14 protein-coding genes are annotated in these 13354 nt (G+C 64.2%); 8 read left to right on the top strand and 6 right to left on the bottom strand.

Annotated elements, in window-relative coordinates; genetic code table 11:
* Nucleotides 1–106 precede the first annotated feature (106 nt).
* Complete coding sequence (locus ACX80X_RS12650) at nt 107–1009, bottom strand: serine hydrolase (protein WP_252614475.1); 903 nt, start codon at nt 1007–1009, stop codon at nt 107–109.
* A gap of 231 nt (nt 1010–1240) precedes the next feature.
* On the opposite strand from ACX80X_RS12650, the gene ACX80X_RS12645 reads away from it, so the two are divergent.
* Nucleotides 1241–2704 carry a DHA2 family efflux MFS transporter permease subunit gene (locus tag ACX80X_RS12645; protein ID WP_252614476.1) on the top strand — a complete coding sequence of 488 codons (1464 nt, stop codon included), beginning with the start codon at nt 1241–1243 and terminating at the stop codon, nt 2702–2704.
* Nucleotides 2705–2793: 89 nt separating this feature from the next.
* On the opposite strand, the gene ACX80X_RS12640 is transcribed toward ACX80X_RS12645, so the two are convergent.
* Genes ACX80X_RS12640 through ACX80X_RS12630 form a run of 3 tightly spaced genes read right to left on the bottom strand, consistent with a single transcriptional unit; the run spans nt 2794 to nt 5445 of the window.
* Nucleotides 2794–3624, bottom strand: a complete 831-nt coding sequence (locus tag ACX80X_RS12640) for an alpha/beta fold hydrolase (RefSeq protein WP_252610929.1) — start codon at nt 3622–3624, stop codon at nt 2794–2796.
* A 34-nt stretch (nt 3625–3658) separates the two neighbouring features.
* Complete coding sequence (locus ACX80X_RS12635) at nt 3659–4522, bottom strand: alpha/beta fold hydrolase (RefSeq protein WP_256471135.1); 864 nt, start codon at nt 4520–4522, stop codon at nt 3659–3661.
* 38 nt (nt 4523–4560) lie between these two features.
* Nucleotides 4561–5445, bottom strand: coding sequence for an alpha/beta fold hydrolase (locus ACX80X_RS12630; RefSeq protein ID WP_252614477.1), 885 nt, complete (start codon nt 5443–5445; stop codon nt 4561–4563).
* A gap of 67 nt (nt 5446–5512) precedes the next feature.
* Here ACX80X_RS12630 and lysS point away from each other — a divergent pair, with 67 nt between their 5' ends.
* The 5 genes from lysS (at nt 5513) to ACX80X_RS12605 (ending at nt 8726) form a co-directional block, all read left to right on the top strand.
* A complete protein-coding gene (lysS, locus tag ACX80X_RS12625) occupies nt 5513–7045 on the top strand; it encodes a lysine--tRNA ligase (protein ID WP_252614478.1) in 1533 nt (510 codons plus the stop codon).
* Nucleotides 7046–7047: 2 nt separating this feature from the next.
* Nucleotides 7048–7227, top strand: coding sequence for a hypothetical protein (locus ACX80X_RS12620; RefSeq protein WP_252601721.1), 180 nt, complete (start codon nt 7048–7050; stop codon nt 7225–7227).
* A 145-nt stretch (nt 7228–7372) separates the two neighbouring features.
* Entirely contained in the window at nt 7373–7702 is a 330-nt protein-coding gene (locus tag ACX80X_RS12615; RefSeq protein WP_104060154.1) for a histone-like nucleoid-structuring protein Lsr2, read from the top strand.
* A gap of 257 nt (nt 7703–7959) precedes the next feature.
* On the top strand, nt 7960–8424 hold the full coding sequence (locus ACX80X_RS12610) for a hypothetical protein (protein WP_252614479.1): 465 nt from the start codon (nt 7960–7962) through the stop codon (nt 8422–8424).
* Nucleotides 8361–8726 carry a PxKF domain-containing protein gene (locus ACX80X_RS12605; RefSeq protein ID WP_459312209.1) on the top strand — a complete coding sequence of 122 codons (366 nt, stop codon included), beginning with the start codon at nt 8361–8363 and terminating at the stop codon, nt 8724–8726. The genes ACX80X_RS12610 and ACX80X_RS12605 overlap by 64 nt, the downstream gene beginning before the upstream one ends.
* A 15-nt stretch (nt 8727–8741) precedes the next feature.
* Here the strand turns inward: ACX80X_RS12605 and ACX80X_RS12600 are convergent, their stop codons facing one another.
* Nucleotides 8742–9173 carry an anthrone oxygenase family protein gene (locus tag ACX80X_RS12600; protein ID WP_252614481.1) on the bottom strand — a complete coding sequence of 144 codons (432 nt, stop codon included), beginning with the start codon at nt 9171–9173 and terminating at the stop codon, nt 8742–8744.
* A gap of 155 nt (nt 9174–9328) precedes the next feature.
* Between ACX80X_RS12600 and ACX80X_RS12595 the strand changes: the two genes are divergently transcribed.
* Entirely contained in the window at nt 9329–11821 is a 2493-nt protein-coding gene (locus ACX80X_RS12595) for an ATP-dependent Clp protease ATP-binding subunit (RefSeq protein ID WP_252601716.1), read from the top strand.
* Nucleotides 11822–11939: 118 nt separating this feature from the next.
* Here the strand turns inward: ACX80X_RS12595 and ACX80X_RS12590 are convergent, their stop codons facing one another.
* Nucleotides 11940–12755, bottom strand: a complete 816-nt coding sequence (locus tag ACX80X_RS12590) for a helix-turn-helix transcriptional regulator (protein WP_252601714.1) — start codon at nt 12753–12755, stop codon at nt 11940–11942.
* Nucleotides 12756–12828: 73 nt separating this feature from the next.
* Between ACX80X_RS12590 and ACX80X_RS12585 the strand changes: the two genes are divergently transcribed.
* A complete protein-coding gene (locus ACX80X_RS12585; RefSeq protein WP_252601712.1) occupies nt 12829–13341 on the top strand; it encodes a VOC family protein in 513 nt (170 codons plus the stop codon).
* The last annotated feature ends 13 nt before the right edge of the window (nt 13342–13354 follow it).

Genomic DNA, 13354 nt, shown 5'->3' with positions numbered 1-13354 from the left:
CAGTCACTTAAGCCCCGGCGCGAGCGGACACTTAAGCCACCTGCCCACGAATGCTCCGTTCCCTCAATGCCGAGCGCCGGATTGCACGGAGTCAACAGCACCTTGCCTATCCCGCCGGAAAGAGCGTCCCGACGACTGCCCGCGTCAGATCGTGGATCATTTCGGTCCGTTCGGCCTCGTCGGTGCTATCGGCGCCTTCGGTGAAGATCACCAGCGCATACGTTGTCCCGCCATGTTCCAAAAGGGCTGCGTCATGGAGGTTTCCTCCAAGCTGGCCGTATTTGTGATAGACGGTAATGCCGGGCCCCGAGGCGGCGGGGATTAGTTCCTCGTTGTTGGTTTCCTGCATGTACCCCAGCAACTGTGCGGTATTGATGGGGTTAAGCAGCCGTCCGGCGTACAGCTTCGTCAGGACCTGGGCCACTTCCCCGGGAGTCAGCCGGTTGTCTTCGGGATCGTAGGCTATGCCAATCGAGGCGGCATACTGGATCAGCCGCTGGTAGCCGAGCCTGTCCATCAACAGAAGCCAGGAATCATTGTTGCTGCTGTTGATCATGGACTTGAGCTGGAACGCGGCAGTGAAGTTCCCCAGCGTCTCATCGAGGCGCACTTCACCGGCCTCTACAAGCTTGAGATAGGCCGCTGCGGTGATGAGCTTGGCAGTGCTGGCCGCAGGATAGGCCGCCGTGTCGCCAAAAGTGCGGACCGGTCCGCCCGCTGTATCCGCGACGGCCACGCCAACGCGGAAGCCGGAGACCCTGCTGATAATCCTCGCGATGCTCCCGTCCTCGGCGCCTGCACCAACCGCGGCCATGGCGCCAACCGGCCCGGTCCCGGCGAAGGGGGCATTCACGGTTCCGGTGACGCCCTCAGAGCGGACCACGGCCGAAGTGACGGCAGCCAGCAAAACCATCAAAGCGGCAGCCACCGAAAGAACCAGGGACAACGGGCTTCGGCCAGCGCCGTGGTAGTGGCGGCCTGCCGGATATGCGGAGGAGTACGCGTCCAACTGGGGCTCCTGCCTGACCGCTTGCGCGGTCGAACATCACTAGAGGCCCCAGCCCCGACTCATAACTAAGTGCGCTGATTAAACCACACCGGCCAGCCAAAACGACCGCTCAGAAAAAGCCCGTGCCGAAGAAAATCCTGTTCGCCGGAATTACTCCGGCCGGTAGAGTGTTTGAACCTGCAGCGACGATGCTCGCGAGCCACTTCATTCTTACTCCCTGGGGGAACACCCATGTCTACAGAAGTCTCTTCGAACGCCTCCGGGCGGCCCGGGCCGGTTGCGGCGCCGAAGCCCGCGCCGGAGAAGATGTCCCGCGAATCGGTGACCATCATCGCCACCTTGCTCGTGGCGACCTTTGTGGTGATCCTGAACGAGACCATCATGAATGTTGCCCTGCAGCGGCTGATGGTTGACCTTGGCGTGGACGCGCCCACCGTCCAGTGGCTCTCCACCGGCTTTATGCTCACCATGGCCGTGGTCATCCCCACTACCGGGTTCATCCTCCAAAGCCTGTCCACGCGGGCCGTCTTTATGCTGGCCATGGGACTTTTCGCCGGCGGCACCGCCCTGGCCGCAGTGGCTCCAGGTTTTGAGATCCTGCTCCTGGCCCGCATCGTCCAGGCCGGCGGCACGGCCATCATGCTTCCGTTGCTGATGACCACCATCCTTACCCTCGTCCCGCTGGCCAAGCGCGGCGCTGTGATGGGCAACGTCAGTATCGCCATCTCCGTGGCACCGGCCATGGGGCCGACAGTCTCCGGGCTGATCCTGGAGCACTTCACCTGGCGCTTTATGTTCGTCTTTGTCCTGCCGGTCGCCTTGGCCGCGCTGGCCATCGGCGCCAAGTACCTGACGAACGTGGGCGAAACCGAGAAGACCAAGCTCGACTTCCTCTCCGTACTTCTGACGGTTCCTGCTTTCGGTGGCCTGGTGTACGGTCTCAGCCAGATCGGCGGCGGCCAAAGCGGTCCGAGCGCCGTGGCCATCGCCGCGCTGGTCATCGGAGTCGCCAGCCTGACGGTCTTTGTGCTCCGCCAGCTCCGGCTGCAGAAGGCCGAAGCCCCGCTGCTGGACCTCCGCGCCTTCAACTTCAGGATGTTCACGGTCTCCGTGCTGCTGATGGTGGTGGCCATGATGGCGCTCTTCGGCGGCGTGATCCTGCTGCCGCTCTACCTGCAGGAAATCCGCGGCCTGGGTTCGCTGGAGACCGGGCTCGCGCTGCTTCCGGGCGGGCTGGCGATGGGCCTGCTGGGCCCGTTCATCGGCCGGCTGTTCGACAAAGTGGGCCCGCTGCCGCTCACCGTCACCGGTTCCATACTCATGGTGCTGGCGCTGTGGCAATTTACAACGCTCGACGCCGGCACTCCGGTCTGGTGGATCGTCACCCTCCACGTGGGGCTGAGTTTCGGCCTGGCGCTGCTGTTCACCCCGGCATTTACCACCGGCCTGAACCCGCTGCCGCCGCATCTCTACTCGCACGGCTCGGCGATCATGAGCACCGCCCAGCAGGTAGCCGGCGCCGCCGGCACGGCGCTGCTGGTATCCATTTTCGCCGTCGTCTCGGCCGCGTCCGGCCTCGTTGCCGGCATGAGCGCAGCGTTCCTGACGGCAACCGTCATAGCCCTCGCCGCCGTCGTACTTTCCGCGATGATGCGCAAAACAGAAGGCGCCGCCCCGGGCAACGGCGTCCACTAGCGGACACCGCCAATCCAACGCGGGGTCACATTGCGCCCTTCCGGACCGCCGGATGGGGCGATAAGTGACCCGCGTTGGAGTGATGGAGGCTAGCCGGCGAAGAAGTCGCTCAGCTCGGTGATGAGCTTGTCCGGGGCGCGGAGGACGCCGTCGTGGCCGGCCCCCTGCAGGATGGTGTAGCTGGAGCCGGTCAGGATGTCATGGATCTGGCCGCAGGCGACACCGAAGTACGCGGGGCTCTTCTCGCCCACAATAATCAGCGTTTCCAGGGGCAGTTCCAGGAAGGGCTCGGCTGGCATGTCCGCGGCGATGATCGCTTTGATTTCCCGGACGCCGGTGCGCATCAGTTCACGCTGCTGCTTGCCTACGTGGGTGCCGGCGGTGAGCTTGTTGGCGATGGTGAGCATGGACAGCGGCATCCGTGAGAAGGCGCCGGTCTCCAGGCCCTTGGTGAGCACGGCCAGGGCGCGGTCGTCGTCCCCGGCAGCCGTGGCGCGTTCGTATTCAGTGGTCCAGTCGGCCTTCACACTGTGGTTCACGGACACAGCCGGGTCATACACGGCCAGCCGCTCCACCGGAAGGGTCCGGGCCGCGTGCAGGGCCACCGCGCCGCCGAAGCTGTGGCCAAAGACGTCGGTGCTGGACGTGTGTTTCATAACGGCGTCCAGGTCCCGGATGTCCGCGTCCAGCGTGTAGTCCTCGGCCTGCGGCGACGACGAACCCCGGCCCCTGCGGTTGAAGGTGTGGACCGGGCGGCCCAAGGCTGCGCTGAGCTTCTGGGCGAACTTTGTGTAGTCGGCGGCGGTCACCATGGAGGCCGGGACCACAACCACGCCGGAGCCGGCGGACGCCAGTTCAGCACCCGTGGAGTAGAGCTCCAGCGTGCCGCCGTCGGGGGTCTTGATGTTCTCGCTCGTCATGATCCGAGCCTAGCCGAGCAACCTGCGGAAAGCCTTAGCCCCTGAAGTATTCCGCGATGTCAGTGACAAGTTCCTTCACCGCGGCGGGAATGGAGCCGTGGAAGCCCTTGGGTGAGAGCTCGAACGTGCTCCCCGGGACGGCAGCATGAAGGCGCTGGGCCGTGACCTTGTAGTAGCTCGGGCTCTTGCCGCCCACCATAAAGTGCGTGTTGGCGGGCAGGACGGCGAAGTTCCTGGCATGCTCGGCTTCGTCATACGCGGCGCGCAGTTCGCCCACGCCGGTGGGCATCAGCTCCCGGAGCATCTTGTTCACCTTGGTGCGGGACACCACGGCCATCAGCCCAGCAAGGACCGGCTCGGGGATCTTTGAAAGCGCGGTGCCCGGCTGCATGCCTTTTTTCATCCGGGCCATGGCATGCCCCACCTTGCCGGCGTTCACCGCAGCCTCGAAATCGTCCAGCCAGGACATGTCGACGCTGCCGTCGATGTTGACGGCCGCGTCGTAGACCGCCAGCTTGTCCGGTTCGTGCGGGGTGCCCGCGAACTCCTGGACGGCGTTCAGGGCAACCGATCCGCCGAGGCTGTGGCCCAGGATGTTGCGGGCGCCCGTGGCATCCATGACCGTGCGGACATCGGCGATCTCCGTGGCCATGGAGTAGTCGGCCGGCTGCTCGGTGGAGTTGCCCCTGCCGCGCCGGTCATAGACATCCACGGCCCACCCGTCGCCCAGCCCGTCGGCCAATGCCATCGAGAACGGCCGGTAGATCAGGGCGGTGAGGAATGCACCGCCGATGACCACTACCCGGCGCTCTCCCGGCGCATCCTCGGTTCCGTAGCTGTACAAAGCCAGCCTGCCGCCGTCGTGCGTGGGGACTTCCTGTTCTTTCACGCTCCTCATCCTAGGCGCGCGGCAAAGCTCCCCATCGGCGAAGCGACCTACCGGCGCCTCCCCAGCTTCCGGGCCTGGCCGTCGCTGCCGCTGATGAACCGGGCAATCCGTACGGCGAGCCCCTTGCCGGGACGGATGGGCCCCTCGTGCAGCTGGCCGGGGACCACCTGGAAGGTGATGGACGGCACGGCGGCCGCCAGTTGCCGCCCCGTCTCGGCAAAATACGCCGGACTCCAGCCGCCGCTGAGCATCAGGACGGGGGTGGTGAGGGCGGTGAAATGGTCCAGTTCGGCTTCGGCGTCGAGTACGGCACGCATTTCGGTGACGGCCGTGGGCAGCAGCTGGCGCATCTCCGCGCCCAGGTTGGTCCTGGCCGAGAGGATGCTCAGCATTCGCAGCGCGCCGAGCGGGAGGTAGGACAGCGGGCCCGCCGTGGCCAGGCCCTGGACCAGGTGCGCCCAGGCGTGGTTGAGCTGGCCCGCAGTGACGGCATCCTCAAGCTCCGGCCGCCAGCGGTGGCTCAGGTTTCCGGACAGCGACACCGCGGCGTCATAGGTCACCAGCCGGCCCACGGGCAGGGTCCGGGCCGCCTGCAGCGCCACGAAGCCGCCGTAGCTGTGGGCCACCACATCCGTCGCGCCGGTCTGGCGCATGACCGCGGCAAGGTCACTGACTTCGGTCTTCACGGAATAGTCCTCCGGCTGCGGGGCTGACCCCGCCCTGCCGCGCCGGTTGTAGCAGTGCACCGGCCGGCACAGCAGGACGCTGAGCTTCCGGGCAAAGGGCCGGTAGAGGGCGTCGGTGACCAAAGTGCCGTGGATGAGTACGACGCCGGGAGGTCCCGCCGTCGCCGGGTCCAGCCCCGCGGGGGTGCGGAAGGAGTGCACGTCGAGGCGCCCGCCGTCCTCCGCTTCAACTTTCCACGTCTCCACAGCCCGAGTCTATGCCTGGGCGTCCGCCGGGAGCCGGCGGCGCGAACTCCCGGTAAACTTGGGGATTGTGACTTCCCAAAACACCCCCACCCCAAAAAATGCCCCAGAGCCGCTCGACGCCAGCGAGCAGATGCGCATCCGCATGGACAAGCGTGCAAAGCTGATCGAGCGGGGCACCGAGGCATATCCGGTGGGTGTGGAACGCACGCATTCCCTCACGGAGATCCGCGAAAAGTACGCGCACCTTGAGGCTGACGACACCACGGGCGACGTTGTAGGCGTCACGGGCCGCGTGGTTTTTGTGCGCAATACCGGCAAGCTCTGCTTCGCCACGCTCCAGGAAGGCGGCGTTGACGGCAAGGGCACCCGGCTGCAGGCGATGCTCAGCCTGGCCAACGTGGGCGAGGAAGCGCTCGCTGACTGGAAGGCGCTGGTGGACCTCGGCGACCACGTGTTCATCAAGGGCGAAGTGATTTCCTCCCGCCGCGGCGAGCTGTCCGTGATGGCCGAGTCCTGGTCCATGGCCTCCAAAGCACTCCGTCCGTTGCCGGTGTTGCACGCGGAACTGAACGAGGAAACCCGCGTCCGCCAGCGCTACGTTGACCTGATGGTGCGCGACGAAGCCCGGGAAATGGTTTACACCCGCGCCGCGATTACCCGTTCCATCCGCGAGAGCCTGCACCGCCACAGCTATGTCGAGGTGGAAACCCCCATCCTGCAGCTGGTCCACGGCGGCGCCCTGGCCCGCCCGTTCGAGACGCACATGAACGCGTTCGACCAGAAGATGACCCTTCGCATTGCCACCGAGCTTTACCTCAAGCGTGCTGTCGTGGGCGGGATCGACCGCGTCTACGACATGGGCCGCGTCTTCCGCAACGAGGGTGTGGACTCCACCCACAGCCCCGAATTCACCACCCTTGAGTGCTACGAAGCATGGGCGGACCAGTTCGTCATGGCCGAGCGCATCAAGGAGATCATCCTCGACGCCGCTGACGCCGCGGGTGTGGGCCGAACCCTCCAGACGGAAGCCGGGGAAATCAACCTCGACGGCGACTGGGCCTGGGTTTCGGTCTACCCGGGACTGTCCGACGCCGTTGGCCAGGAAGTCACACCTGATACGTCGCTTGAGGTGCTGCGCGAAATCGCCCAAAAGCACGAGGTCAAGGTGGACCCGAAGTGGGACGCCGAGAAACTGGCCGTGGAACTGTTCGGCGAAATTGTGGAGCCCACACTGCTGAACCCCACGTTTGTGTACGACTACCCGCCGTCTGCCCAGCCGCTGGCCCGCCCGCACCGGGAGGACGGCCGGCTGATCGAAGCTTGGGACCTCATCATCGGCGGCATGGAACGCGGCACGGCCTTCTCCGAGCTGATCGACCCCGTCATCCAGCGTGAGCGGCTGACCGAACAGTCGCGGCACGCTGCTGCGGGCGATGTCGAGGCCATGCAGCTGGACGAGGACTTCCTGCGGGCCCTCGAATACGGCGCGCCGCCCATGGGCGGCATCGGTCTGGGTATTGACCGGCTGGTTATGTTGTTCACCGGCGCCGGTATCCGCGAAACCATCCTTTTCCCGCTTCTGAAGCCCGAAGGCCACTAATCATGGAATATGTAGCCGTACTGCTGCCGTCGCTCGTGGTTGGCCTGCTTTTCTGGTTCGCCATGAAATCCATCTTCAATGCCGATAAGTCCGAGCGGCAGGCGGAAAAGCGTGCCCAAGCCGAGGCGGACGCGCGTTCCACCGCGCCATTGAAGGAACAGAACCCGGAAACGGACAAATAGCTCGGAAGAGCTTTCTGCGGACTCCTGTGGATATCCACAGGAACGATCCGACGCTTTGACGCGTTGCCATAAAGAGGTTCATACTTTTAATAGGAACATCCTCATTTTCTGACAACCGAACCTTTCCAAGAGGAAGACATATTTAATGGCACAGAAAGTAAACATCATCCTCGTCGATGATCTGGATGGGGGATCTGCGGACGAGAACGTCCGTTTTGGCCTCGATGGGGTCAGCTACGAAATCGATCTGTCCTCGGCCAACGCGGCCGAGCTCCGTTCTGCCCTGGAGCGCTTTGTTGCTGCCGGGCGCAAGACCTCGGCCGGCAGAGCCACCCGCACCAAAGCGGTGGTAGGTCCCCGTACCAACGACTCCGCGCAGATCCGTCAATGGGCGCGGGATAACGGCTACACGGTTAACAGCCGCGGCCGAATTCAGGCTGAAATCCAGGAAGCCTACCAAAAGGCAAATTCCTGACCTACGCCTCTCCGACGGCGTATTAGGCCCTGTCTTCACCTTCGGGTGGGGGCAGGGTTTTTTGATGCCAATTTTGAATGCGCAAAGACGGGCTTGGGTATGCGCAAAATCCTTGCTGACTAACGGCCTCCGGTCGTACCGTTGGGCTAATCGTCGCGCAATTTCCTTGGGATGAGCCGGCGATTCGGTTTGAGCCTTCGGTCTGGGACGCCCGCTCGAATTCGCCCACTCGAATGTATACGCGGCGGGAGCCTGGAATGTCTGGAATTAGCGGGTCTCGGCGATTTACGGCAGTCCTGGCGACGCTGATTCTCCTGCTGGCTGTGCCTCTCGGCGCTCCGGCATTCGCGGATGATGAAGTGCGCTTAAGCGTCGTCCTGGATTCGACGGAACTCCTGGCCAGCATCAATGCGAGTCCGGGCCCCGCAATTGCCACCGACGTCACCTTTGAGGTCTTCAACGCCATTGATGGCGGCCTTGTGCTTGCGATCCCGCAAACGGCAAGTTCGGGCGTGGCAAGCACGTCGTTCGATCTGACGAATGGAACATACAAGATCAGGACCACCGCCGCAGGATTCCTTGAAAGCTGGTACACAGCATCTTCAGGCCGCGATGACGGCGCTTTCGCGGAATTGCTTGGCTACCAGGACAGTTCGCCGTGGGCCAGCCGCGTTGGCCGTTCCGCGGGTTCCTGCAGCCGGTGGATAACGGCGGCACCCTGAACGCCATGAAGGCAGGCGCTGCCGCGCCCATCAAGTTGGGGGTCGGCGGGAACCGGGGGCTGGATATCCTGGCGGCGGGAGCACCGTCGTCGTCCGCTATAGCGTGCCCCGGCGGCACCGCGCCGGACGAAGTGGAGCAGACTGTCGCCGCGGGAGGCAGTTCGCTGAGCTACGCGGCCGGCTCCGATACCTACACCTACGTGTGGAAAACCCAGAAAGACTGGGCAGGGACGTGCCGGCAATTCACACTGGGACTGAACGACGGGACAACACACACGGCGCTGTTCGACTTCCGGAAGTAGCGCGCTGTTGCAATCTCACGGCTGACCCAACGCTGCCCAGGCAACGCTGAGCGCGACCAGTGCGGCCAGCGACAGCCAGGTGCGGTGGATGTTCCACCGGGTCCACCGGCGTTCGAACGATTTATTCAAGGGGATGTTCGCGGCGAAGGTGATGACCAGCGTGGCCGTGTAGCAGGCCAGGGAAACAGAGAGGGGGAGTGCGCTGGCAAGCCCGTCGGCCCACGAAAAGGCTGCCGAGCCCGCCAATGCGAGGAAGGCGCCGACAAAGCTCAGCGCGAACACCGGATTCTGGATGGCGGTATTGATCCCGGACATGGCACTGACAAATGTCGCATCATCGGTGGCGCGCAGCCCCGGCATCACCGAGCAGGCGTAGGAGTAGTAGAGCCCGCCAATCCCGGCGAGGGCTACGGTCGCGGCGGTCATGAGCAGGGTGATGACTTCCATGACGTTTCTCCTTGCTTGAGGTTCTTGCATTGATCCAAGCGGTGCAGGGTGACGGGAGGTTGAACACGTCATGTTTCCCCTGTGGCGAACACGCTCCCCAAGTGGGGGTCCGCCACGTAGCATCAAAGTACGTCGTAGCTAGGAGTGTGGCGAAAATGTTTGAGCGATTTACGGACCGTGCCCGTCGCGTAGTTGTGCTTGCCCAAGAAGAGGCACGCATGCTGAACCACAATTACATTGGTACCGAACACATCCTCTTGGGTCTGATCCATGAAGGTGAAGGCGTTGCCGCCAAAGCTCTTGAGTCCTTGAGCATTTCGCTCGACGGCGTGCGCGAACAGGTACAGGAGATCATCGGCCAGGGCCAGCAGGCCCCATCCGGCCACATCCCCTTCACCCCGCGCGCCAAGAAGGTGCTGGAACTCTCGCTGCGGGAAGCCCTGCAGCTGGGCCATAACTACATCGGCACGGAGCACATCCTGCTGGGCCTCATCCGCGAGGGTGAGGGTGTGGCCGCCCAGGTGCTGGTCAAGCTCGGCGCAGACCTTAACCGCGTCCGCCAGCAGGTCATTCAGCTCCTCTCCGGCTACCAGGGCAAGGAGACTACCGGCGCCGGCGTCGGTCCCGGCCAGCCCGAGGGCACTCCCGCCGGTTCCGTGGTCCTGGACCAGTTCGGCCGCAACCTCACGCAGGCTGCGCGCGAGAACAAGCTGGACCCGGTGATCGGACGCGAGTCCGAGATGGAACGCGTTATGCAGGTCCTGTCGCGCCGCACCAAGAACAACCCTGTCCTGATCGGTGAGCCCGGCGTCGGCAAGACCGCCGTCGTCGAAGGCCTCGCCCAGGCGATTGTCCGCGGCGACGTCCCGGAAACCATCAAGGACAAGCAGCTGTACACCCTGGACCTCGGTTCACTCGTGGCCGGCTCCCGGTACCGCGGTGACTTCGAAGAGCGCCTGAAGAAGGTCCTGAAGGAAATCCGCACCCGCGGCGACATCATCCTCTTCATCGACGAGATCCACACGCTTGTGGGTGCCGGTGCGGCCGAGGGTGCGATCGATGCTGCGTCCATCCTGAAGCCCATGCTGGCCCGCGGTGAACTGCAGACCATCGGTGCCACCACCTTGGATGAGTACCGCAAGCACATCGAGAAGGATGCCGCGCTTGAGCGCCGCTTCCAGCCGATCCAGGTCAAGGAGCCCTCCGTCGCGCACGCGATCGAGATCCTCAAGGGCCTGCGTGACCGCTACGAGGCGCACCACCGCGTCACCATCACCGACGGCGCCCTCGCGTCGGCCGCGAACCTCTCCGAGCGCTACATCTCGGACCGCTTCCTGCCGGACAAGGCCATCGACCTGATCGATGAGGCCGGTGCCCGGTTGCGCATCCGCCGGATGACCGCTCCGCCGGAGCTGAAGGCCATGGATGAGCGGATCGCCAAGCTGAAGATGGAGAAGGAATCCGCCATCGACGCGCAGGACTTCGAAGGCGCCGCTTCGCTCCGGGACAAGGAGCAGAAGCTCATTACCGAGCGCTCCGAGAAGGAACGCCACTGGAAGTCCGGCGGTATGGATGACATTTCCGAGGTGGATGAGGATCTCATCGCCGAGGTATTGGCCAACTCCACCGGCATCCCGGTCTTCAAGCTGACCGAGGAAGAGTCCACGCGCCTGCTGAAGATGGAAGACGAACTGCACAAGCGTGTGGTGGGCCAGAACGAGGCCATCAGGTCCCTGTCCCAGGCAATCCGCCGTACCCGTGCAGGCCTGAAGGACCCCAAGCGTCCGGGCGGCTCGTTCATCTTCGCCGGCCCCACCGGCGTCGGCAAGACCGAGCTCGCCAAGGCCCTGGCCGAATTCCTGTTCGGTGACGAGGACGCCCTCATCACGCTGGACATGTCCGAGTACTCGGAGAAGCACACCGTTTCACGGCTCTTCGGTGCCCCTCCGGGCTATGTCGGCTACGAAGAGGGTGGCCAGCTCACCGAGAAGGTCCGCCGTCGTCCGTTCTCCGTGGTCCTGTTCGACGAAGTGGAGAAGGCGCACGCTGACCTCTTCAACTCACTCCTGCAGATCCTGGAAGACGGCCGCCTGACCGACTCCCAGGGCCGCGTGGTGGACTTCAAGAACACCGTGATCATCATGACCACAAACCTGGGCACCCGGGACATCTCCAAGAGCGTGGCCACCGGCTTCCAGTCCGGCACAGACACGCAGACCGGCTACAACCGGATGCGCGCCCGTGTGACGGAAGAGCTCAAGCAGCACTTCCGTCCGGAGTTCCTGAACCGTGTGGATGACGTTGTGGTGTTCCCGCAGCTCACCCAGGACGAGATCATCGAGATCGTGGACATGTTCGTTGGCCGCCTGGAGAAGCGCCTCAAGGACAAGGACATGGGCATCGAGCTCACCACCGCGGCCAAGGTGCTCCTGGCGACCCGCGGCTACGATCCCGCCATGGGTGCCCGGCCGCTGCGCCGCACCATCCAGCGCGAGATCGAGGACCAGCTCTCCGAGAAGATCCTGTTCGGCGAGCTCCACGCCGGCGACATCGTTGTAGTGGACGTGGACGGCGAAGGCGACGACGCCAAGTTCACGTTCGCCGGCAACGCCAAGCCGCGCATCCCGGAGATCGCCCCCAGCGTCTAAGGCAAGACAGCCAAGGCCCCGCCCGCGCCCCAGAGGAGCAGGCGGGGCCTTTGCGTTGTCCGGGTCCTCGTCCATGCCATGACCCCGACGCGGTCTGCGCAAGACACCGGGCCCTCAGCTATCCACCGCCGTCATGATTCTCGGCCTGGTCCTGGAGGACTGATCGTCGATACGTGCTTGGCGTGAATCCTAGGAACTTTTGAAAGTCGTTCGTCAGATGGGCATGGTCGGTGTAGCCGAGTTCGGCAGCTATCGCCGCGAGGTCTGTCGCCGGGTCGGTCCGTGACCGGTCAGCGGCCTCTTGCAGGCGGCGCCTTCGGATAAGCGCGGACGGGCTCAGGCCGATGTACTTCCGCGCTGCCCGTTGCAGGGTTCTCGGCGAAACAAATAGACGCGCGGCAACGTCTTCAATGCGGGTCACGTCGGCGCATGTTCCGATCATGTCCATCATCGCGTTGGCAAGGATGCCTTCCTCGGACACCTCTGGACTCTGCGCTACTAGCCAGCCGGTGAAAGCCTCCACCGCGCGTTGTCGACGTTCCCCTGGATCGGTTCCCCTCATCGCCTCCGACACCGAGGCATGCAGATCCGCGAGCGGTAGTGGCAGCTGGGAATCCCGCAGGCTCCCCGGGTCATCCGTGAAACGTGGAACCAGCGCGGGACGCAGGAGGGCCCCAACCGCCCAGCCCCGGCCCGTGAGATCGCGATGCGATCGACGGGTTGTTGGGCCTGCGAACTCAACGAGATCCTTTTGGACCACAAGATTGGACGTCGGGAACGCGATCACGTGCTGGCGGGACGTGTGCCCTGGCTCAATGTCCCACTCGGGGATCCAAAACCACTGCACCAGGTTCGTGACGGACTCAGACGCCGGCACACGGTGAAATGTGGGGAGCCGGGCCGGGTAGAGGATTCCCTTGTACGAACCCACCATGGGGGGACACTCCTTATCCAGGCTGTCGCAATTCTCCAAGCCGCTGAGCCGGCCTGTGCGTACCGTGAGATCTATGACTGATACTACAAGCCCCGAACTGACCAACGCCGCCGATGGCAAGCACACGAAATCCGGCATCCCGCACGGCTTCACGAGCCTCACGCCGTTCCTTGCGATCCCTTCTGCCAAGGAGGCGATCACCTTCTACCAGGACGTCTTCGGCGCGCGCACAGTAAATGTCACCGAGATCGGCGGAATCGTCGTCCACGCCGAACTTGACTTCGGTCAGGGGCGACTCCAGATTGGAGAGCCCAACCCGGACTACCACCTCGTTCCGGCGCCGAACGGCGACGATGATTGCTACTCGATCGGCTTCTACTGCGCCGACGCGGACGCTCTTATTGCGCGGGCCGAGCGGATGGGGGCTACCGTTCGGGATCCGCTGTCCACATTTGTCTCGGGAGACAGATTCGCCAGCATCCGGGACCCCTACGGTGTGCGCTGGTCCGTCATGACTCGCGTGGAGGACCTCTCCGAAGAGGAAAGCACCCAGCGCGTCGCCGACTGGGCCGCCAAACAAGGCTGACTGCGTCCTCCGG

Source organism: Pseudarthrobacter sp. MDT3-1 (assembly GCF_054510755.1).
This window is presented reverse-complemented; position numbering and strand designations above follow the sequence as displayed.